Source organism: Vibrio sp. Vb2960 (assembly GCF_033337665.1).
Taxonomy (GTDB): domain Bacteria; phylum Pseudomonadota; class Gammaproteobacteria; order Enterobacterales; family Vibrionaceae; genus Vibrio; species Vibrio alginolyticus.
In genome coordinates this window covers 11,890-34,417 of the sequence record NZ_JAWORD010000018.1, presented here as the reverse complement: position 1 = coordinate 34,417, position 22,528 = coordinate 11,890, and the positions used below count along the sequence as shown (strand labels likewise).

Annotated in this window: 17 protein-coding genes; 9 read left to right on the top strand and 8 right to left on the bottom strand. The window is 45.1% G+C overall.

Annotation, left to right across the window (positions count from 1 at the left end):
* Window positions 1–196: 196 nt before the first annotated feature.
* Both R7O03_RS16040 and R7O03_RS16035 read left to right on the top strand, forming a co-directional pair.
* Entirely contained in the window at window positions 197–1,024 is an 828-nt protein-coding gene (locus R7O03_RS16040) for an MBL fold metallo-hydrolase (protein WP_170890114.1), read from the top strand.
* 250 nt (window positions 1,025–1,274) lie between these two features.
* Window positions 1,275–1,676 (top strand): VOC family protein, encoded by a 402-nt coding sequence (locus R7O03_RS16035; protein ID WP_318131849.1) that lies wholly within the window; start codon window positions 1,275–1,277, stop codon window positions 1,674–1,676.
* 241 nt (window positions 1,677–1,917) lie between these two features.
* On the opposite strand, the gene gcvP is transcribed toward R7O03_RS16035, so the two are convergent.
* The 3 genes from gcvP to R7O03_RS16020 all read right to left on the bottom strand — a co-directional run bounded on the left by gcvP (window position 1,918) and on the right by R7O03_RS16020 (window position 6,638).
* Window positions 1,918–4,782 (bottom strand): aminomethyl-transferring glycine dehydrogenase, encoded by a 2,865-nt coding sequence (gcvP, locus tag R7O03_RS16030; protein WP_005386044.1) that lies wholly within the window; start codon window positions 4,780–4,782, stop codon window positions 1,918–1,920.
* Window positions 4,783–4,908: 126 nt separating this feature from the next.
* Window positions 4,909–5,289 carry a glycine cleavage system protein GcvH gene (gene gcvH, locus R7O03_RS16025; protein ID WP_005376432.1) on the bottom strand — a complete coding sequence of 127 codons (381 nt, stop codon included), beginning with the start codon at window positions 5,287–5,289 and terminating at the stop codon, window positions 4,909–4,911.
* A 53-nt stretch (window positions 5,290–5,342) separates the two neighbouring features.
* Complete coding sequence (locus tag R7O03_RS16020; protein WP_005386046.1) at window positions 5,343–6,638, bottom strand: serine hydroxymethyltransferase; 1,296 nt, start codon at window positions 6,636–6,638, stop codon at window positions 5,343–5,345.
* Between the two features lie 379 nt (window positions 6,639–7,017).
* Between R7O03_RS16020 and R7O03_RS16015 the strand changes: the two genes are divergently transcribed.
* Together R7O03_RS16015 and gcvT are read left to right on the top strand one after the other, a co-directional pair.
* On the top strand, window positions 7,018–7,641 hold the full coding sequence (locus tag R7O03_RS16015; protein WP_005376429.1) for a helix-turn-helix domain-containing protein: 624 nt from the start codon (window positions 7,018–7,020) through the stop codon (window positions 7,639–7,641).
* 260 nt (window positions 7,642–7,901) lie between these two features.
* Window positions 7,902–9,020 carry a glycine cleavage system aminomethyltransferase GcvT gene (gcvT, locus tag R7O03_RS16010; RefSeq protein WP_318131848.1) on the top strand — a complete coding sequence of 373 codons (1,119 nt, stop codon included), beginning with the start codon at window positions 7,902–7,904 and terminating at the stop codon, window positions 9,018–9,020.
* Window positions 9,021–9,090: 70 nt separating this feature from the next.
* Here the strand turns inward: gcvT and vdeR are convergent, their stop codons facing one another.
* Window positions 9,091–9,819: an efflux transporter transcriptional repressor VdeR gene (gene vdeR, locus R7O03_RS16005; RefSeq protein WP_005376423.1), complete on the bottom strand. Its 729-nt coding sequence runs from the start codon at window positions 9,817–9,819 to the stop codon at window positions 9,091–9,093.
* A gap of 160 nt (window positions 9,820–9,979) precedes the next feature.
* On the opposite strand from vdeR, the gene R7O03_RS16000 reads away from it, so the two are divergent.
* From R7O03_RS16000 to R7O03_RS15985, 4 genes are all read left to right on the top strand, one after another.
* On the top strand, window positions 9,980–11,053 hold the full coding sequence (locus tag R7O03_RS16000) for an efflux RND transporter periplasmic adaptor subunit (protein ID WP_053349134.1): 1,074 nt from the start codon (window positions 9,980–9,982) through the stop codon (window positions 11,051–11,053).
* On the top strand, window positions 11,053–12,114 hold the full coding sequence (locus R7O03_RS15995) for an efflux RND transporter periplasmic adaptor subunit (protein WP_262680759.1): 1,062 nt from the start codon (window positions 11,053–11,055) through the stop codon (window positions 12,112–12,114). The genes R7O03_RS16000 and R7O03_RS15995 overlap by 1 nt, the downstream gene beginning before the upstream one ends.
* Entirely contained in the window at window positions 12,114–15,173 is a 3,060-nt protein-coding gene (locus tag R7O03_RS15990) for an efflux RND transporter permease subunit (protein ID WP_318131847.1), read from the top strand. Before R7O03_RS15995 ends, R7O03_RS15990 begins: the two co-directional genes overlap by 1 nt.
* Before the next feature lie 175 nt (window positions 15,174–15,348).
* Window positions 15,349–16,059 (top strand): hypothetical protein, encoded by a 711-nt coding sequence (locus R7O03_RS15985; RefSeq protein ID WP_062730997.1) that lies wholly within the window; start codon window positions 15,349–15,351, stop codon window positions 16,057–16,059.
* 82 nt (window positions 16,060–16,141) lie between these two features.
* Here the strand turns inward: R7O03_RS15985 and fruA are convergent, their stop codons facing one another.
* From fruA to fruB, 3 genes are read right to left on the bottom strand one after another with little or no spacing between them, the layout of a single operon-like run.
* Window positions 16,142–17,881 (bottom strand): PTS fructose transporter subunit IIBC, encoded by a 1,740-nt coding sequence (gene fruA / locus R7O03_RS15980; RefSeq protein WP_318131846.1) that lies wholly within the window; start codon window positions 17,879–17,881, stop codon window positions 16,142–16,144.
* Between the two features lie 18 nt (window positions 17,882–17,899).
* Window positions 17,900–18,871, bottom strand: coding sequence for a 1-phosphofructokinase (pfkB, locus tag R7O03_RS15975; RefSeq protein WP_025767802.1), 972 nt, complete (start codon window positions 18,869–18,871; stop codon window positions 17,900–17,902).
* Window positions 18,872–18,880: 9 nt separating this feature from the next.
* Window positions 18,881–20,014, bottom strand: a complete 1,134-nt coding sequence (fruB, locus tag R7O03_RS15970) for a fused PTS fructose transporter subunit IIA/HPr protein (RefSeq protein WP_318131845.1) — start codon at window positions 20,012–20,014, stop codon at window positions 18,881–18,883.
* 373 nt (window positions 20,015–20,387) lie between these two features.
* Here fruB and cra point away from each other — a divergent pair, with 373 nt between their 5' ends.
* The gene (cra, locus tag R7O03_RS15965; protein ID WP_318131844.1) at window positions 20,388–21,368 is read left to right on the top strand and encodes a catabolite repressor/activator; all 981 of its coding nucleotides are present in this window, start codon (window positions 20,388–20,390) and stop codon (window positions 21,366–21,368) included.
* A 17-nt stretch (window positions 21,369–21,385) separates the two neighbouring features.
* Here cra and R7O03_RS15960 read toward each other — a convergent pair whose 3' ends face one another.
* Window positions 21,386–22,339, bottom strand: coding sequence for an endonuclease/exonuclease/phosphatase family protein (locus R7O03_RS15960; RefSeq protein ID WP_053349128.1), 954 nt, complete (start codon window positions 22,337–22,339; stop codon window positions 21,386–21,388).
* Window positions 22,340–22,528: the final 189 nt, after the last annotated feature.

The window sequence follows — 22,528 nt, the reverse complement described above, 5'->3', positions numbered from 1 at the left end:
CATTTATTTAACCTCTAAAAGAATCATGAATACATAGGCAGTTAATGGGATTCGAGTTTACCAGTGATTCGGTCAGCTAAAACTCAAGCTAAGTAGAAAGTATTTGCAGTTGTATTTGCCTCTGAAAATCGTTTAGAGCTTTCTCATCCGCGAGGTTCTATAAGAAATTATTAAGGATATATTTGTGTGTGATTTCGTGAAAAAAATTATTGTAGGTTTACTTTTAAGTGCTTCGTCTTTTGTTTCCTTAAGTCAATATGTTCCAGCAATGAATGATAAGAACGGTTATGTAGAACCATTTCAAATGTTTGATAATGTCTATTATGTAGGAGACAAGTGGGTCTCATCATATGCCATTGCTACAGACGACGGACTCGTTATCATTGATACGCTTGACTTCCCTTACTCTGAGTGGATACCTATCAACCTAGAGAAGCTAGGGCTAAAAGATAAGCCAATAACGCACATATTGGTAACTCATGGGCATTCTGACCACGTTGGAGGCGCCCAGTTACTTCAAGAGAAGTATGGTTCCAAAGTCGTGATGACCAAAAGCGCTCATGAACTATCTATACAGCAATCAAACAAAAGCGAAGGTGAGAACAAGTTCCTTCCTCCAAATTTAGACATAGAGATAAAAAGCGATAGCTCTATGGTTATTGGTGGACATGAGTTTAAGTTCTATCTCACACCTGGCCACACGGAAGGTGATTATTCCTTAGACTTCACTGTTGAAGATAATGGCGAACAATATCGTGCTTTTATCGTTGGTGGGCATAGCGTAAGTAGCAATGATCCAGAAGTTATTGGCCAGTTCCTGACTAGCATGGAGAAAATTAGAAAAATTTCACTACAGGCACCTATTGTGAACGTTAACCTTTCGAACCATCCACATAAAAATTTCCTTTTTGAAAATAGGAAGAAGCTCGGCACAAGCGGTAACCCGTTTATCAGTGAGGCAAACTTCTTCATGTTCCTTAAGCAACAAGAAGATTTAGCTAAGGGAAAACTAGAAGAACTATAATACCGTGGTATACGAGCAGCCTTCTTTATTAGGTTAGAGATTTGCTCTTGAGTTATAGCTAAGGCTTTGATGAGTTGCTCAATCAAGATTCGACACTTGTGGTAGCTATATTGTTTGTAGGTTCTAGTGGCAAAGGCGCTGTGCGTAAACATTCGTATTGTGTGCCTTAAACATTTGCAAGGCGTTACGTGCTTTCTAGAAAAGTCTCGAAATAGCGTACAATTAGCGTTTTGACACAGCGGAAATCATCATGGCCAAAACTGTTCAGCAGCAAATCGGAAACATTGCTCTAGTCGTTGAAAATTACGACGATGCTATCGAATTCTATACTCAAAAACTTCAATTCACTCTGGTTGAAGATACCAACCTAGGTGGTGGTAAACGCTGGGTTCAAGTTTCTCCTCCAAACTCCAATGGTACAAAACTACTTTTAGCTCAAGCGAGTACACCGGAGCAAACGCATGCAGTAGGAAATCAAACAGGTGGTCGTGTTTTCCTGTTTCTGCAAACTAATGATTTTTGGCGTGACTACGAGTTGATGAAGAAAAATGGTGTTGTATTTAATGAAGAGCCTCGTGTAGAAGAATACGGGACAGTGGTGGTGTTCCAAGATCTCTATGGTAATAAATGGGACTTACTGCAACTGAACTAGAAACTACATAGCACCTGCATAGTATAGTGTTCATGAGGAGTTTCCAACAAGCCTTTAAGGCTCTGAGATATTAGTGCTAATTCAAAGGTTCTCAGAAGTTACTGTATTTCTAAATCACTTTTGTGCAAACAATAACTAGCCATCATTCCTTCTCGATGTATCAACAAGTGTTAGGGCGGCACACCAAAAACAAAAAGGCGAACCAAACGGTTCGCCTTTGTCGATTTAGAGACTACAAAAATTAATCTTCGTAGTTATCGATGCTTGGGCATGAACAGATTAGGTTACGGTCGCCGTATACGTTATCTACGCGGTTTACCGTTGGCCAGTACTTCCAAGATTTGGTCGCTTTAGACGGGAAGCAGCCAATCTCGCGAGAGTAAGGGCGGTCCCAATCTTCAGCTGAAAGATCAACTTGTGTGTGTGGCGCGTTAACAAGTGGGTTGTTATCCAGTGGCCATTCACCGTTTTTCACTTTCTCCATTTCTTCGCGGATAGCGATCATCGCATCACAGAAGCGGTCCAGCTCTTCTAGATCTTCCGATTCCGTTGGCTCAACCATTAGCGTGCCCGCTACAGGGAACGACATAGTTGGTGCGTGGAAACCGTAGTCCATTAGACGCTTCGCGATGTCTTCTTCGCTGATACCTGTTTCTTCTTTCAGCGGACGAATGTCGATAATACATTCGTGCGCTACGCGGCCATTTTTGCCACGGTAAAGAACAGGGTAGTGTTGGCGAAGTGTTTCCATCACGTAGTTTGCGTTCAGAATAGCTACTTTTGTAGCATCTGTTAGGCCAGCTTCGCCCATCATTGCGATGTAAGCCCAAGAGATAGGTAGGATAGAAGCGCTACCCATATCTGCTGCTGATACTGCGAAATCTGCGCCTTCTACACCGTCTTCAATATGCCCTGGTAGGAAAGGAGCTAGGTGAGATTTCACACCGATAGGACCCATACCCGGACCGCCACCACCGTGCGGGATGCAGAAGGTTTTGTGTAGGTTTAGGTGAGAAACGTCTGAACCGATGAAGCCTGGTGATGTTAGACCAACCTGCGCGTTCATGTTAGCGCCGTCTAGGTAAACCTGACCACCAGCGGCATGAACCATTTCACACACTTCTTTCACTTTCTCTTCGTAAACGCCGTGCGTAGAAGGGTAAGTGATCATAATGCTTGATAGGTTGTCTTTGTGTTTATCGATTTTCGCTGCTAGGTCGTCGATGTCGATGTTGCCTTCTTCATCACACTTAACCACAACCACTTTCATTGACACCATAGATGCTGTCGCAGGGTTAGTACCGTGCGCAGAGCTTGGGATCAAACATACGTTGCGGTGACCTTCGCCACGGCTTTCGTGGTAGCGTTGAATCGCGATAAGACCTGCGTACTCACCCGATGCACCAGAGTTTGGTTGTAGTGAGAATGCGTCATAGCCAGTGATTTCACATAGCTTTTCTTTAAGGTCTTTTGCGAGTGCAGCGTAACCAGCTGCTTGTTCTGCTGGTGCGAACGGGTGGATCGAACCAAACTCAGGCCAAGTTACTGGAATCATCTCTGCTGCTGCGTTCAGCTTCATCGTACAGCTGCCCAGTGGGATCATGCCGTGCGTGAGTGAGAAGTCTTTGTTCTCTAGCTGTTTTAGGTAACGCATCATCTGTGTTTCGCTGTGGTGCGTGTTAAACACAGGGTGTGTTAGATATTCTGTTGTGCGGCGCAATGCTTCTGGAATGGCTGCAAACTCGTTGCCTGCGATTTCAGTTGATAGTGCTGCGACTTCTTCTTTCACACCGAATACTGCGAATAGGGCTTCTACATCTGCCACGGTTGTGGTTTCGTCGAAGCTCACACCTAGCTGAGTACCCAACTTACGTAGGTTGATGTCTGCGGCTAGTGCTTTCGCGTATAGGTCTTCAGTTTGTGCACCTGTGTTGATAGTGATGGTGTCGAAGAAGCTGTTGTGAGCAAGCTCGAAGCCGCCTTTAGTTAGGCCAGCGGCTAGGATGGCTGTCATGTGGTGCGTACGACGAGCAATCGTGCGTAGACCTTCTGCGCCGTGGTAAACCGCGTAGAAAGACGCCATGTTCGCTAGCAGTGCTTGAGCAGTACAGATGTTTGATGTCGCTTTTTCACGACGGATGTGCTGTTCACGCGTTTGCATTGCCATACGCAGTGCTTGGTTACCATTGGTATCGATAGAAACACCGATAACACGACCAGGCATTGTACGCTTGTGCTTATCACGCGTTGCCATGAAAGCAGCGTGTGGACCGCCGTAACCCATCGGCACACCAAAACGTTGTGCTGAACCGATTGCTACGTCTGCGCCCATTTCACCTGCAGGTTTAAGTAGGGTAGAAGCAAGAAGGTCCGTTGCTACAGTCACTAGTGTTTTGTTTGCTTGCGCTTTAGCGATGATGTCCGTTAGGTCACGAACTTCACCTGTTGTACTTGGGTACTGAACTAGTGCGCCGAACACGTCTTGCTCTGGTAGTGATTCTAAAGAACCAACCAAGACTTCAAAGCCGATGAATTTCGCACGAGTTTTTACCACTTCGATGGTTTGTGGGTGAACGTCGTCAGCAACGAAGAATACGTTGCTCTTGCTTTTACCCGCACGCTTACAAAGTGTCATCGCTTCTGCTGCTGCCGTTGCTTCATCGAGCAATGACGCGTTCGCGATTTCCATACCAGTAAGATCCATCACCATTTGTTGGTAGTTTAGAAGTGCTTCTAAACGACCTTGTGAGATCTCTGGTTGGTAAGGGGTGTAAGCAGTGTACCAGCCCGGGTTTTCCATCACGTTGCGTAGAATCACGTTCGGCGTGAAGGTGTTGTAGTAACCCTGACCAATGAATGTACGTTTAACTTGGTTCTGATCGGCGAACTTACGCATTGCTGCCAGCATGTCTGCTTCGCTTTTCGCTTCTGCCAAGCTCATTGGTTGCTCTAGGCGAATTTGTGCTGGTACGGTTTCGTCGATAAGCGAATCTAGGCTAACTGCGTTGATCGCTTCCAACATTTTCTGTTGGTCAGATTTGTTTGGTCCATTGTGGCGAGCAACGAACTCGTTTTGTGTGCTGAGGCTTTGAAGTAATTCAGTCATTGTCCTTTACCTACTCCTTGGTTCGGGTAACGGATTTGCGTTACTGATAAATTAAATTATACGTCCGAACCTAGAAAAAAAGCTGTTCTCTAAACAGGCTAGGGAACAGCTTTCGTCACATCCTAATTACTCTTCTTCGATAGAGTTTAGGTATTCGTCTGCGTCTTTCAGGTTATCTAGTTCAGATACATCAGACATCTTCACTTTTACGATCCAGCCACCTTCGTACGGCTCTTCGTTAATTAGCTCTGGGCTGTCTTCTAGTTCTTCATTGATTTCTACGATTTCACCAGTGATTGGTGCGTAGATGTCTGACGCTGCTTTTACAGATTCAACGAGAGAGAAGCTTTCACCTGCTTCAACTTCGTCTTCTACGTCTGGTAGGTCAACGAATACCACGTCACCTAGCATTTCTTGTGCATGCTCAGAAATACCAATTGTTACTGTGCCGTCACCGTTGTCACGTACCCACTCGTGGCTATCTGCAAACTTCAGTGTTTTGTCCATTGCTTAATCTCCGAATAACTTGTCAGGAATTATTATGATTTCAAAAAAATCGTTTACTGGTATAGAGGAAAGCGACTGCAAAGTTCTTTTACTTCTTTGCGAACGCGTTTTTCAACTTCTGCGTCACCTTCAGGGTTGTTCACTAAACCGTCCAGTACGTCACCAATCCAATTACCGATGAGTTTGAATTCTTCAGCGCCAAAGCCGCGGCTTGTACCCGCAGGCGTTCCTAAACGGATGCCCGATGTAATCATAGGCTTCTCTGTATCGAATGGGATGCCATTTTTGTTACATGTGATCCCAGCACGCTCTAGAGCTTCTTCTGCTTTATTGCCTTTCAACCCTTTCGGACGAAGGTCAACCAGCATTAGGTGCGTGTCTGTGCCACCAGTTACGATGTCGCAACCGCGAGTTTGCAATACTTCCGCTAGGACTTTTGCGTTATTGATCACCGAATCAATATAAGTTTTAAATTCAGGGCCAAGCGCTTCACCAAATGCGACCGCTTTGGCTGCGATAACGTGCATCAGTGGGCCACCTTGTAGGCCAGGGAATACGGCTGAGTTGATTTTCTTAATGATGTCTTCGTGGTTAGTAAGAATCATACCGCCGCGAGGGCCACGCAATGTTTTGTGTGTTGTAGTCGTAACAACGTGTGCGTGTGGCAGTGGGCTAGGGTGTGCGCCTGTTGCGATAAGACCAGCGATGTGCGCCATGTCGACCATAAGAATTGCATTTACTTCGTCTGCGATTTTACGGAATTTTGCAAAGTCGATAGTACGTGGAATAGCGCTACCACCTGCGATGATCATTTTAGGTTGGTGCTCAAGTGCTAGCTCACGAACATCTTCGTAGTTAATTTCTAGTGTTTCGCGATCAACACCGTATTGAACTGCATTAAACCATTTACCAGAAAGTGCAGGGCGTGCGCCGTGCGTCAGGTGACCACCTGCGTCTAAAGACATACCAAGAATGGTGTCACCAGGTTGAAGCAGTGCCAGCTTTACTGCGCCGTTTGCTTGTGCGCCTGAGTGTGGTTGAACGTTTGCGTATTCACAATTGAAAAGTTTTTTTGCGCGTTCGATAGCAATGGCTTCCACTGTATCTACGTGCTCACAACCACCATAGTAACGGCGACCTGGGTAACCTTCAGCGTATTTGTTTGTTAGGCATGTGCCTTGAGCTTGCATTACCGCTTTAGAAACAATGTTCTCAGAAGCGATAAGTTCGATTTGTTCGTTTTGGCGAGCGGATTCCGCTTGAATTCCAGCAAAGACAGCATCATCTGTCGCAGAGAGGTTGGTAGAGAAAAAGTTTTCCAAGCTGTGGTTAGGGTAACTCTTATTCATGGTAGTTGACCTTCCAAATCTGAAAATGAACCCGCAATAGATGAGTTATGATTTGCGGTTGTGGTTCATTTGTCCTCAAAAACAGCTGAACTGCGTAGCAGAACAGAGTGAACATCCGGCCCTAAATTTGGGCAAAAACTCCGTTGGATTGCGTGTTTCCTTTACCAATCTCTTACGGAAATATGCATCTCTACATCTAACAAGTTGGTAACATAGCGCCTGTGACGGGAACAATCAACCAAAAATTTCCTATAGGAAACAAGATTTCAAAATTTGTTAACAAGAGCACGCTTTAATTCACTTGGTGGACTTCTATCCACTATGTGCTTCATGCACAATGCGAGTAAGACAAAAAATATGGATATCTATAGAGGGATTTATGGCAGAAAGTATTTACGATGAATACCCATCGATGACGTTGGCAAAAGAGCAACATGACCAAAATATCGAGCCGTTAAAACTGGGCCAGCGTATTAAGGATATCCGCTCGAAACTCGGTATCACATTAGAAGAAGCGAGTCAGCGAACCGGACTTGCTCGATCTACACTGAGCAAAATAGAAAATGAGCAGATCTCCCCGACGTTTCAAGCGATGCAAAAATTGGCACTAGGCTTACAAATTGACATGCCACAACTCTTTGAGCCACCTAGAAAAAAGGTAGCGACAGGGCGCAGGGATGTTACCAAGAAGAATGAAGGTAAACCACACCCAACACAAACCTATGAACATGAACTGCTCGCGACACAACTTTCCAATAAGAAAATGATGCCGTTTAAGAGCCAAATTCGAGCTCGTAGTTTTGATGAATATAAAGACTGGGTTCGTCATGATGGCGAAGAATTTCTGCTTATCTTATCTGGTGAGGTCATGTTCTATTCTGAGTTTTACGAACCTGTTGTTTTAAGCGAGGGAGACAGCGTTTATTACGATGCAAATATGGGACATATGTTGACCAGTGTTAGCGAAGAAGATGCGCTCATTTTGTGGGTGACAGCCAAATAGTGATAAATACTTGTAAATTTCCTATAGTGAAAGCAAACGATTGCTGTTGGTGGTCGTTATGATGAAAAAGCGCTTTTTTGATGAGAACGTACTCATTAAAGCGCTTTTTTTGTACGATTTGTTGTGATTAAAATGTTAAGAGTCACACTTTTGCAAGTCGATCTACGTCTTGTTCGTGCAAAATAGAATGAGCCATGTTTATTATTGGAAACACATCGAATGCCGATAGCATTCTCGGGTCTATCTAAATGGAGACGAAAATGACTCAAGAACTACTGAAAACACCACTACACGCACTTCACGTTGAAGTTGGTGCCAAAATGGTCCCGTTCGCGGGTTACGATATGCCTGTTCAGTATCCTCTAGGCGTAAAGAAGGAACACTTACATACTCGTGATGCGGCAGGTCTGTTTGATGTTTCTCACATGGGACAGCTTCGCCTAATTGGTGACGGTGCAGCTGCGTTCCTAGAAACATTAGTCCCAGTGGATATTGTGGATCTTGAGTCTGGTAAACAGCGTTACGCTTTTTTCACTAATGAAGAGGGCGGCATCATGGACGACTTGATGGTGGCTAACCTAGGCGATCATCTGTTTGTGGTTGTGAACGCAGCATGTAAAGCGCAAGATATCGCACACCTACAAGCGCATTTACCATCTGGTGTTGAGCTAGAAACTATCGAAGACCGAGCTCTACTTGCAATCCAAGGCCCTAAAGCGGCGGCTGTATTGGTGCGTTTTGCACCAGAAGTTTCTGAAATGCTGTTCATGGATATTCGTAAAGTCGATATTTTAGGCGCCGAGTGCATTGTTTCTCGTAGTGGTTATACAGGCGAAGACGGTTACGAAATCTCGGTTCCTGCTGACAAAGCGGAAGAGCTAGCACGTAAACTGACTGCGGAAAATGAAGTTGAATGGATTGGCCTTGGTGCTCGTGATTCACTTCGTCTTGAGTGTGGCCTTTGTCTATACGGTCATGACCTAGACACAACAACAACACCCGTTGAAGCGAGCTTGCTATGGGGTATCCAAAAAGTTCGTCGTATTGGTGGTGAACGTGAAGGTGGTTTCCCTGGCGCAGACATTATTCTTAAGCAGATTGAGACTAAAGATGTGGCGCGTAAGCGTGTGGGTCTAGTAGGTCAAACCAAAGCGCCAGTGCGTGAAGGTGTTGAACTGTTTGATGCTGACGGCGTTAAAATTGGCGTTGTAACCAGCGGTACGGCGGGCCCGAATGCAGGTAAGCCAGTCTCAATGGGGTATGTTCGTGCGGATTTGGCGGCGATTGGTACTGAAGTGTTCGCTGAAGTGCGTGGCAAAATGCTACCAATGACAGTTGAAAAAATGCCGTTCGTACCACAACGCTACTACCGTGGTTAAAACGAATTGAAACAAAAATGCCGAGCTTTGTAGCTCGGCATTTTTATGTCTTCTTTTCGCTTGTTTGCTTTTAGTTTACTGCTTCATCAATAGTACAGCACATATCAATAACGATATCTTCAAGCTTTTCCGGATGAATCATCTCCTCTTTTGGGATCCCAAATTGAGAGGCCATAATGGTATTAAACAATTCCCAATGCTTGATCAGCAGTTTTTCGCGATTATCTGCAATATCCGGCCATGTTTCTTGCATCATTGGCGCGAGACTGACAGCACCATGTGCGAAGATCAACATTTGCCACTTTGATTCCCACTGATCAAATTGTGCATTAGGGTTTTCGCTGTTGTACTGCTCGAAAATTCCGGTAAATATTGCAGCGAACTCATCTTTTGACTTTAAGAAATACTGCAGTAGAGCACCGTCATCGCCTTGTCGAATGGCATCGGCGATCATCTGTACTGGATGAGGATTGACGAGAGCAAATGCTAGCATGCGAACCATAAACAGATAAATTTTTCTATTCGAAGGTGTGTTCTCCGGCATTTCATTGATGAGTTCAGCCATATAGCACTGCATGAACTCGTCCATTGCATCGCTAACCGCTTGCCAGATTTTCTCTTTGCTGCCGAAGTGGTGACGGATCAAACTATGTGAAACACCAGCCTTTTCACTGATATTGCGCAGCGAGACACGCTCGTAACCAAGTTCACAAAACATATCTGCTGCCACTTTAAGGATCAGACACTTAGTTTGTTCTGCTGCTTCAGCACTTCTACGCCCCTGCTTTCTTTCATTCATAGTTCGAATTTTCCCGAATATTAATCACGCGCTTACTTTTACCAGAAACCGAACGCTTTGACTAATTAATTTGCTATCCACCTGGAAAATATGTTGATCAATTTCAAATTCTGCTTATACTGCACGGCTGTGTAATATATAAAACCTACGGAGAAAGCGGGTGCGAAAACAATATTTAAGGCGCACTTTAGTTGGCGCAGTGGTGACATTAAGTCTTTCTGGGATGCTAACTGGGTGTAATAAAGCCATTTCTGAGCCGTCTGAACCTTTAATCAAACCTGTAAAATTACTGGCGGTGAAAGACCTAGAACTTGAAGACTCGCACGCCTTTTTAGCGCGTATTGATGCAACACATCGCGCGCAGCTTTCTTTTCAGGTTGGTGGAGAGGTAGATGAATTACGTGTACGCATGGGTCAAAAGGTCCAAAAAGGTGAAGTGCTCGCAACGTTAGACCCTAAAGATCTTCAGCTTGCGTTAGATGCCGCTCAAGCGCAGTACGCGTTAGCGAAAACACAATGGGACCGCGCGAAAAACCTTTACGGAAAAAAACTCATTAGTACTGATGAGTACGATCAGAAAGAAACTCAATACAAAGCGGCATTGGCGAACTACGAACAAGCTAAAACCGATTTGAGCTATACCAAAATTCATGCACCGTTTGATGGCATTGTGTCATATACCTATGTCAACCCGTTTCAGGTAGTAGCAGAGAAGCAGGAGATCTTGAATCTCATTGATAACACGACGTTGGATGTGTCGTTCACCTTGCCAGTAAGTTATGCGGAATCTGTATCACTTGAGTCACTGCAAAACTCCGATATGTGGGTGACGATGGATAGCGAGCCAAGAAAACGTATTCCTGGGCAATTTAAAGAAATTTCGACGCAGCCAAACATCGATACCAATAGTTATGAGGCGATCGTGACCATCACTCGACCAGAAGATCGCAATTTGCTGACAGGTATGACAGGGCAGGTACACATTGCTAAACAACATGTATCGGACGCGATGACGTTACCTCAGTCTGCTTGGGTCAACAAAAATGGGACGCAAGGTGAAGTTTGGGTAATGGACAGAAGCACGCAGCAGGTCAATAAAGTCACTGTGTCACTTGACGCAGCAGGTGGTGTGAAAGCCGGGCTTGATAACAATGATTACGTTGTTATTGCTGGTGTTGAGAGACTGGTTGAAGGACAAGTGGTGAAAGCTTGGGTTCGTGAGGGAGGCATTTAATGAAACGTTCTCTACTTACGATCTCTGCGATTGCACTTGCAGTTTTAACAGGGTGCAAAAATGAAAACCAAGCTATCGTCGAGCAGCCACTTTTTGTGTCGACTATCTCGGTGGATGCACCAGTACAAAGGCAACATCGCGCGTTCAAAGGCATAGTAGTGCCTGCAGAGCAAACGCCAATGGCATTTCGCCGCGCTGGGGAAGTTCAGCACGTATTGGTTAAAGCGGGTGACGTTGTGAAGCAGGGGCAAATGCTCGCAAAGCTAGATGATAGCAAAGAGAAGCAAGCCGTGAATGACGCAGAAGCACAATACACACTCGCAATTCGTCAGCTTAAACGCGGTGAAGACTTGCATGCACGTCAAATGATTTCAAAAGCGGAACTTGATGAGCTAACCGCCAATAAAGAGCTAGCTGAGGCTACTTTCTATAACGCGACCAATCAATTGAATTACACCCGTTTATTCGCCCCGTTCGCCGGTAAAGTATCCGATGTTTTCAAAGAACGTTTTGAGCGTGTGGCAATTGGTGAACCCGTGTTAAACCTATACCAAAACGATTTGGTTTACGTGCGTATTGAGCTTTCCGACAATGTTTTAGCGATGGTAGACCCAAACTCAGACAGCATGAGCTACAAGCCTAGAGCAACCTTCTCCGGCATCGATGGCAGATTTGCTTTGGACTATTTAGAGCACACAAGTGAACCCAACGCTGAAACTCAAACCTACGAAATGTACTTGACGATGCCACAGCCAAAAACAGAGATATTGCCGGGAACCAGCGTAAGCGTTTTGGTCGATATGGTGAAGGCGGGCATTACCTCTATCGATGGTTACAGTGTTCCTGTCACGGCGCTTCAAGCAGGCAGTGAAGGGAATGAGTTCTTTGTGTGGAAAAAAGAAGGTGACATTGTCACACGAGTGCCTGTCATGATTTCTCAAGTGAATGGCAATGGAGCCATTGTGTCGTCAGGTGTTAGCCAGGGCGATATTCTGATTAATTCAAATCTGCGTAAATTACGCGAAGGTAAACATGTGGATGTTGTGGAGAATAACCAATAATGAACATTGCTGAGTATTCAATAAAAAACAAAGTCATCAGCTGGTTGTTCATTATTATCCTTGCTGTTGGTGGTTTAACGTCATTTTTGGAGCTGGGACGATTAGAAGACCCGGCATTTACGATCAAAGATGCCATGATCATCTCAACATACCCTGGCGCGACGCCAAAAGAAGTTGAAGAAGAGCTGACGTATCCTCTAGAAAAAGAGATTCGAAAACTCCCTTATATCGACAAAATTACCTCTACGTCTTCTAATGGTATGTCTCAAATAACGGTGAGCATGGAAATGGACTATGGTCCTGATGAACTGCCGCAAATTTGGGATGAAATGCGCCGTAAAATTAATGATTTACGACCATCATTGCCTCAAGGTGTTCAGTCTTTACAGATCATTGATGATTTCGGTGACGTTTATGGCGTGATGTTAATGCTCACTGGTGACGATTACGACTATGTAGAGCTGAAACGTTATGCGGATTACCTGACCCGTGAAATCGAGCTTGTTGATGGTGTTGGTAAGGTAGACATCACGGGCGATCAGCAAGAAATGCTATTCGTTGAGATCTCACTTGATCGCCTTGCTGCACTGAACTTAGACATGAATGTGGTTTCGAGCTTGTTGAACCAGCAAAACAATGTGGTTTCAGCAGGTGAAGTGATGGTCAATGGCGAAAGCCTTGTTATTCGCCCAAGCGGCACCTTAAACACTGTAGAAGCACTAGAAAATCTGATCATTCATGGCCGTGACACAGGAAATCTAATTCGTCTAAAAGACGTAGCAACGATTTCTCGCGGTATTCAAGAGAAGCCAGGCAACGTCGTACTCTTTAACGGTCAAAAAGCGATTAATATCGGTATCTCGTTTGCATCGGGTGTGAACGTGGTTGAGGTTGGTGAACGTTTGGATGCGGAGCTCGCGAGCCTTGAGTCTATCAAGCCTGCTGGCATCGATATGAACTACTTTTACAACCAAGCCAATGAGGTGGATGAATCTGTTAAAGCGTTTGTAATCAGTCTAGCGGAGGCAGTGGCGATCGTAATCATTGTGTTGCTGTTTACTATGGGTTTACGTAGTGGTGTCATCATTGGAGTTGTGTTGTTATTGACGGTATTTGGTACCTTCATTTTGATGAATTACAACAACATCGAACTGCATCGTATTTCTCTTGGCGCGTTAATTATTGCCTTGGGTATGCTGGTTGATAACGCGATTGTTGTCGTGGAAGGCATATTAGTTGGCCTAAAGAAAGGGCGTACCAAAGTTCAAGCGGCTGTCGATATTGTAAAGCAAACACAATGGCCTTTGCTGGGCGCAACTGTTATTGCAATTACGGCTTTTGCACCTATCGGCTTGTCGCAAGATGCGACAGGTGAGTTCATGGGCTCTCTATTCTGGGTGCTGTGTTTCTCACTATTTTTAAGCTGGATTACCGCTATTACACTGACGCCTTTCCTTGCCGATCTTTTGTTGAAAGAGGAAAACAAAGAGCAGGGTACTAGCGAAGATGATCCTTATAAAGGCTGGTTGTTTGTCGTATTTGGGGCATCGCTGAAATTTGCATTGCGATTCCGCTGGCTTACCGTTGCTGGCATGGTGGCGCTATTAGTGGGTGCTGTCGTGGCATTTGGTAATGTAAAACAGCAGTTCTTCCCACCATCGAATACGCCGATGTTCTACGTGGATATGTGGATGCCAGAGGGTACTGACATTCGTGAAACGATCAAAAAAGCTGAAGAGGTCGAAAGCTACATTCGTCAGCAAGATGATATTGACTTTGTTTCTGCTTCGATTGGGCAGGGCCTACAGCGTTTTGCTTTAACCTATCAACCAGAAAAAAGTTACGAAGCGTACGCTCAGTTCCAAGTTCGCGCGACTGATCGTGAGAAAATGTTTGGTTTGCTGCATAAGTTAGATGCGAATCTGGCGAAAACATTTGATGCGCCTACGTTCCAGTTTAAATTGATGGAATTTGGTCCATCACCAGCGTCTAAGATCGAAGCGCGTATTACTGGCCCTGATCCACAAGTTTTACGTGACTTGGCGGTGCAAGTCGAAGACATCCTTCATACCGACCCTGGTGCCCGAAACATTCGTCACGATTGGCGAGAGCGCACCAAGGAACTTGTACCCGTTTTCAATGAGTCTAAAGCTCGTCGCTTAGGTATTTCGAAAGAAGATCTTTCAAGCACACTGCAAATGGCGTTTGGTGGTAGCACCTTAGGTTACTTGCGTGATGGTACACATACGTTGCCAATTATGACACGCCTTCCTGAAGAAGAACGCGTAGATTTTGAATCACTACAAAACGTGACCATTTGGAGTCCTTCTTTGCAAACGTATATTCCGGTTGATCAAGTGATTGATGGCGTTCAACTGGATTGGAGTGAGCCGCTAATTCAGCGTCGTGACCGTAAGCGTACGTTAACCGTTCTCGCGGACCATGATGTGTTGAGTGACGACACGGCAGCAAGCTTATTTGCTCGTGTACAGCCTAAAGTGATGGCATTGCATGTTCCAGAAGGATACGAAATCACATGGGGTGGTGAGTACGAATCATCCAAAGATGCACAAGAAGGCCTATTCGGTTCATTGCCGATGGGTTACTTGTTGATGTTCATCATTACTATTTTATTGTTTAACTCAATAAAAAAGCCGTTGGTCATTTGGTTCACCGTTCCGTTAGCGATCATTGGCGTTGCTTTTGGTTTGCTTACCACGAACATGCCGTTCAGTTTTACAGCATTCCTTGGTTTGTTAAGCCTAAGTGGCATGATTTTGAAAAACGGTATTGTGTTGCTTGACCAAATTAACCTTGAGTTGGAGTCTGGTAAAGATCCTTACCTCGCGATTGTTGATAGTGCGATAAGCCGCGTTCGTCCGGTAAGTATGGCGGCACTAACAACTATCTTGGGGATGATTCCACTGGTCTTCGACGCCTTCTTTGGCTCGATGGCAATAACGATTATGGCAGGTCTTGGTTTTGCTACTGTACTGACACTGATAGTGGTGCCAGTGATGTTTGCAATTCTGTTTAGGGTAAAACCGACCACTGCATAGGGACTCCTGGCTATTTGCCAGCTTCCTGCCTAGCCCTGAAGGTTTTCTTCGGGGCTTTTTTGATCTTACTAATATATACCAAACCATTCATTTGCTTGATTTTAATGATTTTCTTACGATTACAATGCAAATCATGCGTATACTGATGTAACGACACATCAAAGATTGAGATTACATGAATAAGCGCATATTAAACGGACTCTTCTTCGTTGGTTCTTTCACCTTGGTTGGCTGCACCGCGACGGATAGCATGCCGACAGAAACCAAACAACCTGCCCCTAAAATCAACAGTGTTAGTGCTGAAGTCATTTCCAGTTGGATTGATAGTAAGGTTTTAGCCCCTGAAGGGCTGTCGCTCGAGCAAGACAATCTACGTTATCTATCGGGTAGCGCCGACCTAAACAGCGACGGAAAGACAGAACACATAGTGTTGCTTCAAGATCGCTATTTCTGTGGTAGTGGTGGCTGCTCTGCATATATGTTTGATAATGAAGGAAACGTTATTAATCGAATGTCGGTAACTCGCACGCCTATTGTACTAGCCAACAGTTACAGTAATGGTTGGCAGGACTTTATCGTTTGGAGTAATGGCTCATATCGACTCATGAGTTACAACGGTGAGTCTTATCCAAGTAACCCGTCACTAGAGCCAAAGGTGGATCGAGACGCTAACCAGCAGGCGGCAATCGCAAATGTAATGGCGACAGAGCTTTATCAGCAAGACGGCTATGACATTCTGCCCGCAGAATCAAAAACCTTGTGGACGCCAGCTAACGTTTACCACTTTACCTTCAAGCACTACGGTGACCCGCATAGCGCTTATCAAGCAACGGTGGATATGAGCAGTGGGGAAGTAGACATTGTAGCCGTTCCGGCTGTGGAATAAAAAACACCTCCCTTAACCGGAATTAAAGGGAGGTGCTAAATGCCAAATTCGAGGGTGGCATTGTTAACCGGAGTCGCTCTAATTAAGCTGCGACTTCTTGTTTCGCTTCTGCTTTGCTTTTTAAGAATGCGTAAGTAAAGCCAGTTACCGCTGTACCTGCTGCAATAGCCACTAAATACATTAATACTGGTGAAATTGCGTTAGGAATTAGCAGCACGAATAGACCGCCGTGTGGTGCCATTAATTTCGCACCGAATAGCATCGATAGGGCACCAGTAAGTGCGCCACCTGCCATACAAGATGGAATCACGCGCATTGGATCTTTCGCAGCAAATGGAATTGCGCCTTCAGAGATGAAACACAGGCCCAAGACAAATGATGCTTTACCAGCCTCACGTTCATTTTGTTCAAATTTGTTCTTCGCAATGAAGGTCGCTAAACCCATACCTAGCGCAGGAACCATACCTGCGGCCATGATTGCCGCCATTGGTGCGTAAGTTTGTGAAGCCAGAAGGCCAACACCAAATGCGTAAGCGGCTTTGTTTACCGGGCCTCCTAGGTCGAAGCACATCATTGCGCCAAGGATAATACCCAGTAGTACTGCACTGTCAGAACCCATGTTGTTTAGGAAGTCAGTCAGGCCGTTCATGATGCCTGAAACTGGGCCGCCTACGATGTAGATCATGACAAGGCCAGTGAACAATGTTGCTACAAATGGAATGATCAGAATTGGTTTAAGCGCTTCCATCGATTGTGGGAGTTTTACTTTGTCCGCAAGGAGCTTCGCTGCATAACCGGCAATGAAGCCAGCTGCGATACCACCTAGGAAACCAGCACCCGTTGAACTTGCTAGCATACCGCCAACAAGACCAGGAGCCAGACCCGGACGGTCAGCAATTGAGAACGCGATGTAACCAGCAAGTACAGGAATCATCAATGCGAATGCAGAGCCACCACCAATGTTCATCAAGGCTGCTGCTAGTGTGCCTTCTTCTTTAAATGCTTCAATACCGAACACGAAAGATAGAGCGATGATCAAACCACCTGCAACGACGACAGGAAGCATGTGCGAAACACCCGTCATTAGGTGTTTGTAAGCGCCTTTTTTCTCTTCGGTGGAAGATGAAGAGTTAGCTGAACCAGAATGTTGATACACCGTGGCTTGCTCGAATGCTTTGTCCATCTCTTCGGCTGTTTTCTTCAGAGCTGGACCTGTTTTCGTGCGGTACATCTTTTTGCCGTTAAAGCGATCAAGTGGCACTTCAATATCCGCAGCAATGATCACCAGATCGGCGTCTGCAATTTCTTGCTCAGTCAGTTGGTTTTTAGCGCCAACTGAACCACGAGTTTCCACCTTGATTTGATGGCCACGACGCTTGCCTTCTTCTTCTAAAGCTTCTGCCGCCATAAAGGTATGCGCAACGCCAGTAGGGCATGCCGTGATTGCAACAATCTTCTTTGATGCTGATGTTGTATCTGTAGTGATAGGGGCTGCAAGTGTGGTTGCTTTTTCAAGTAAAGTGGCGTTTTCAACCGCTTGCTGGAGAAACGCAGTTGCGTCTTTTGCTACTTCGCTAATTTCCGCTTGGTAAACCTTTTTTCCTACAAAACGAGAAGTGTCGACGATAGTATTTGCCGCAATGACAATGACTTCTGCTTGTTCAACGTCAGCTTCCGTCAATAGTGTTGGTTCAACCACACTTGATTGACATTCTATTTTGGCATTCCAGTTTAATTTTGCGGCGGCTTGTTCTAGTAATCCTGCCGCAAGGATGCTATTTGCTACACCGCTCGGACAGGCAGTAATAATGGCAATATTCATACGATAACCTTCTGTTCCTTAGTTTTGTTCTAAGTTTGTAATAGGGTAAAGCGCGCTAACTTCAGTTTGTCGCTTGATATTTTCCAGTTCTTCCTGACTGGTTAGCCCTACGCCAACTTGACTAACTGCCAAAGCAGAAAGTGCCGTAGCGAAGCGCAATAAATCGTTTTTAGGCATCAGTTGCATGTGGCCCCAACACAAGCCAGCGACCAGCGTATCGCCTGCGCCAACGGTGCTCACGACATGCATTCGAGGCGGTTTTGCACTAAGCCATTCGCCTTGGTTGAGCCACATAACACCGTCAGGTCCCATAGAAACCACGATGTTTTCTATGCCTTTGTCGCTCAGTGTTTGCGCTGCAGCTTGGCACTGTTCAGGTGTTGCTAGATGTTCGCCAACAAAATCACCAAGTTCTTCATCGTTAGGTTTAATTAACCATGGGTGAGCATCAATACCTGACTTCAATGCGGCTTTGCTACTGTCGAACAACACCTTTTTGCCTTGTTGATGCAGTGCTTCTATCCATGCAGCGCATTGCTCTGCAGTAACACCGCCCGGTAGGCTGCCTGCCAATACAAAGTAATCGTGTGTTTCAGCAAGGCGGAATAGGGTTTCTTCAAAGCGCGCGATTTCTTCTGCCGTAACTTGAACACCAGGGAAGTTAATGTCACTAACGTTTCCATTAGCCTCAACGAGCTTGACGTTGATACGAGTTGCACCTTGTACTTCTACAAACTCATTCTTAACGCCGATGTCATTGAAAAGCTGATGGAATAGCTCAGGGTTATCTTTACCAAGAAAGCCGGTAACCGTGACATCTGCGCCTAAATCGCTCAACACTTTTGCTACGTTGACACCTTTACCTGCAGCGTGGAGATTGCTTTGCTGTACTAAGCTCACGGAACCAACGTTTAGTTCATTTACTGAACCTGTTAAATCCAATGCTGGGTTGAGCGTAATAGTGACAACCTTATTTGTTTTTTTTGTCATATCGGATCCTTAACCTTCACCAAGGCCAGAAGCGATTGCATTTCCGATAGACTCCAAGGCTTGCGGGGCATCAGGGCCTTCTGCTGTAAATTGAAGTTGGTGACCGTGCTTAACGCCCAGCGCGATGACTTTCATTAGGCTCTTCGCGTTTACTGCTTTTCCATCTCCGTCTAAGTTGGCAACACGTATAGTGGATTCAAACTTTTTCGCTTCTGCGACTAACATTGCCCCCGGACGAGCATGTAGGCCGTGAGAGTTTTTGATTTTAAATACAGCGGTATTGCCTTCTTCTGAAGATGCGGCTGTGACTTCTTCACCTTTGAACAAAGCAAGAATCTGTTCTACTGATGCATCTAAAAGCTTGCCGTGTTCATTGTTAAACACAATATTAGAAAGCGTTTTTAGGATAGGTTGGTGAGCATTGTTACATGCTGCGAACGCGACAAGTGCACGCACTTTTTGACCTTCATATTCGCAGTCGTTTGCCGTCGAGACAAATGACACACCTGTGCGAGTGACATGTTTGTCACTGCCAATTAACCACAGGCCATTACATAAGTGAGTTGGTTGTTTGGTAACGAGATCTGCAACGAATTCGTTATCAGCACATCCCGTATTTTTCAACAGACCACCAGCAACAGCACTCATCTGTAGCATGTCGCTCGCAGGGAACATCAGTTGAATTAAAGAAGCGTCAAAGTCTGCTTCAAGCTGAACATCACCGTGCAGTAGGGCGATGATCTCGTCTTCGTTTTTTGCATTACGCAGACGCTCTTCTACGCCATCTGCGCCTAGCACTTTGGTGAGCTGTTTAAGAATGCCAAGGTGCTCGTCAGATTTAGCTGCAATACCGATAGCGACGAACACAGTATTGCCATCACCCCAGTCGACACCTTGTGGGAAGTGATGCACAGCAACACCCGTTGTTTTCACCATTGCACGAGTGTCGGTTGTACCGTGCGGGATGGCGATACCGTTCCCCAAAAACGTAGAGTTTTGGTTTTCACGGTTTAGCATGCCTTCAACGTAACCGCGTTCAACTAGGCCTTTATCAGTCAGGCTATGAGCAATACTCTTTATTGCTTCAAACTTATCTGTCGCTGATTGCGAGAGGGTAATGTCGTTCTTATTTAGCTTAAGCATGGTGCTTCTCCAGCCTTAAGGTATCAATTTAAAAATGTATTCTGTGTGAGAAGTTGAACGCCGCTTCTTCTGAGCGCTTATCACTCCTCAAACCTTTTATCTTTCAAGCTAAATCGATTCAGCTTGTTGGTAAATTTTTTAAAAGACTCAGAAAAACTGTTTTAAAAACTGACGTTAACAAATGAGTCTTTGGCGCTGTCCTATAGCCTAGCCTACAAATTGGTTTGTTGTGTATTCAGGTGATTTACGTCAATTTTTAAGTTTTGCTGAATCCTTTCAGCTTTAATACTGAATCGGTTCAGCTTATAATTCAACTTATCGAAAGATCGTTGATGTATTAATATGATCGCGCGCACAGAATAAGGTTTAGAATATGACACTGGATGAAATAGCCAAATTAGCGGGTGTTTCTAAGACAACTGCAAGCTATGTGATTAACGGAAAAGCGCAGAAATACCGCATCAGCGAGAAGACTCAGAAAAAGGTGATGGCCGTTGTAGATGAGTACAATTATAAGCCAGATCATGCGGCGTCTTCCTTGCGGGCAGGTAATTCACGCTCATTTGGGCTTATCATCCCAGACTTAGAGAACACCAGTTATGCGCGTCTTGCAAAGCTGATAGAGCAGAACTCCCGGAAAGCGGGGTACCAAATTTTGATTGGCTGCTCTGATGATGATCCTGATACAGAGCAAAAGGTGGCGGAAGCATTAGTCAGTCGTCGCATTGATGCGTTGTTTGTGGCAAGTGGTATGCCCACTGCAAACGAGTATTATCTTAAGTTGCAAAATTCTGGTACGCCAGTTATCGCGCTAGACCGTCCAATGGATGATGAGCACTTTTGTTGTGTCATCAGCGAAGATTTTGATGCCGCACTTGAACTCACTCAGTCAGTACTGTCCGAGGATATAAAGTCCATTGGCTTAATCGGCGCATTGCAAGATCTTCAAGTCTCAAAAGAGCGTGAGCTCGGTTTTCTATCTGCTACTCAACAAGGTTGTAAAACGGCAACAGTGGGTTATGGACAACACTTCTCCCGGGAAGAAGGCAAGAAAGTCTTAGAGAGATGGTTAACAGAGAACGCATTGCCAGATGCCATTGTTACAACGTCATATACACTGTTAGAAGGTGTGTTGGATGTAATGCTAGAAAAACCAGAACTGATGGGAAAGGTGCGTTTAGCAACATTTGGTGATAATCGACTGCTGGACTTCTTGCCTGTGAAAATCAACTCTTTGCCTCAACAGTTTGAGTTGATCGCGGACAGCGCAATGGAGTTAGCACTCAACGCTTCCGCCAAGCGTTACAAGCCTGGCGTAGAACTTATCCCGCGTAAAATTGTGAAACGTCACTAAGTAACTAAATAGGTTGCTCAAAGCTTTACTTCAGCAGTCAGCGCCACAAATGCGTGGTCGCTGGCGTTTTTATCTCTGTCATAAATCGGGTTGATCAGATGTTGGTTAGACACCTGATAGTCAACAACCTCGGCAACCGATATATCTGATAAGGTATCAAACTCTTGTGAGAGCAAGATATAGTCGAGTACATTCCCAGTGGAAAAATGATAGTGCGTGGCTGGGCGTTCATCCTTCAGGGTGTCACTTTGCAATAACCAACCATCTTTGAGTTGTAATTCAGTGACGCTGTCACCAGTATTGGATACCAATGCGCTGTTAACGCTGATAGGAGTGATAGGTTGATTCATATCGCCCATTAACACTGTCGGCATTGGTTCTTTTCGATACCTCTTTTGCATCGCGTCTCTTAACATCGCTGCTTCCCAGCCTCTTTGCTGGGTGGATAACCAGCGCCCAATAATCGTGCTAGACGTTTCTGGTTGTTCTGAGTCGGCCGGGCGTTGAGATTTCAGGTGTGTTACGTAAACGGCGATATGACCAAGTACAGGATGTATTACTTGGGCATAGATAGGTTTGCGACTGAACTCTGGAACAACACTTACTCCAAAAGGCTCAAGCGTTGCTAAGTCAAACTCTACCGCTTGTACTTTTTCTATTGGAAACCGAGATGCGATTGCCACAACAGGGCTTGAGTAAATGTACTCATCTTCAACATGTGGGGTGTCAACGGTCGCAAAGTAGGGGTAGCCGATGGTTGAAAAAAATGCCTGGGTCTTCTCGATACTGAACACTTCTTGTAAGCCAATCACGTCGCCTTCCAGTTTTTCAACTTGACGTTGCGTCCACGAAAGTTTGTCTCGCCATTGCTCTAACGAGTATATGTTCTCGAAATCATAGTAGGCGTTAGGCGGTGCGACAAAATTAAACAAGTTCGCAGTGACAAAGGTAATTCTACTTGGTTGAGACAAAGTATTCGCTCTTTTCAACAATAACTTAGAGAGTATATACTTTCAGGTTGCGTAATTGCATCTTCGTTTGAGCTACGCATCGGTATACAAGCTAACAAGCGACAAGTTAAATGGGTTAAGAGGTGCTCGAATGCCAAGGCGAATCGGTGATTGAACATCGCCAGAGGTTTCTATTTTTAAGCATTGCGT

Bases quoted from the DNA above. Each gene is read 5' to 3' on its own strand.
- R7O03_RS16035 (WP_318131849.1), top strand. From the start codon at position 1,275: ATGGCCAAAACTGTTCAGCAGCAAATCGGAAACATTGCTCTAGTCGTT.
- gcvP (WP_005386044.1), bottom strand. From the start codon at position 4,782: ATGACTGAATTACTTCAAAGCCTCAGCACACAAAACGAGTTCGTTGCT.
- gcvH (WP_005376432.1), bottom strand. From the start codon at position 5,289: ATGGACAAAACACTGAAGTTTGCAGATAGCCACGAGTGGGTACGTGAC.
- R7O03_RS16020 (WP_005386046.1), bottom strand. From the start codon at position 6,638: ATGAATAAGAGTTACCCTAACCACAGCTTGGAAAACTTTTTCTCTACC.
- R7O03_RS16015 (WP_005376429.1), top strand. From the start codon at position 7,018: ATGGCAGAAAGTATTTACGATGAATACCCATCGATGACGTTGGCAAAA.
- gcvT (WP_318131848.1), top strand. From the start codon at position 7,902: ATGACTCAAGAACTACTGAAAACACCACTACACGCACTTCACGTTGAA.
- vdeR (WP_005376423.1), bottom strand. From the start codon at position 9,819: ATGAATGAAAGAAAGCAGGGGCGTAGAAGTGCTGAAGCAGCAGAACAA.
- R7O03_RS15995 (WP_262680759.1), top strand. From the start codon at position 11,053: ATGAAACGTTCTCTACTTACGATCTCTGCGATTGCACTTGCAGTTTTA.
- R7O03_RS15990 (WP_318131847.1), top strand. From the start codon at position 12,114: ATGAACATTGCTGAGTATTCAATAAAAAACAAAGTCATCAGCTGGTTG.
- R7O03_RS15985 (WP_062730997.1), top strand. From the start codon at position 15,349: ATGAATAAGCGCATATTAAACGGACTCTTCTTCGTTGGTTCTTTCACC.
- fruA (WP_318131846.1), bottom strand. From the start codon at position 17,881: ATGAATATTGCCATTATTACTGCCTGTCCGAGCGGTGTAGCAAATAGC.
- pfkB (WP_025767802.1), bottom strand. From the start codon at position 18,871: ATGACAAAAAAAACAAATAAGGTTGTCACTATTACGCTCAACCCAGCA.
- fruB (WP_318131845.1), bottom strand. From the start codon at position 20,014: ATGCTTAAGCTAAATAAGAACGACATTACCCTCTCGCAATCAGCGACA.
- cra (WP_318131844.1), top strand. From the start codon at position 20,388: ATGACACTGGATGAAATAGCCAAATTAGCGGGTGTTTCTAAGACAACT.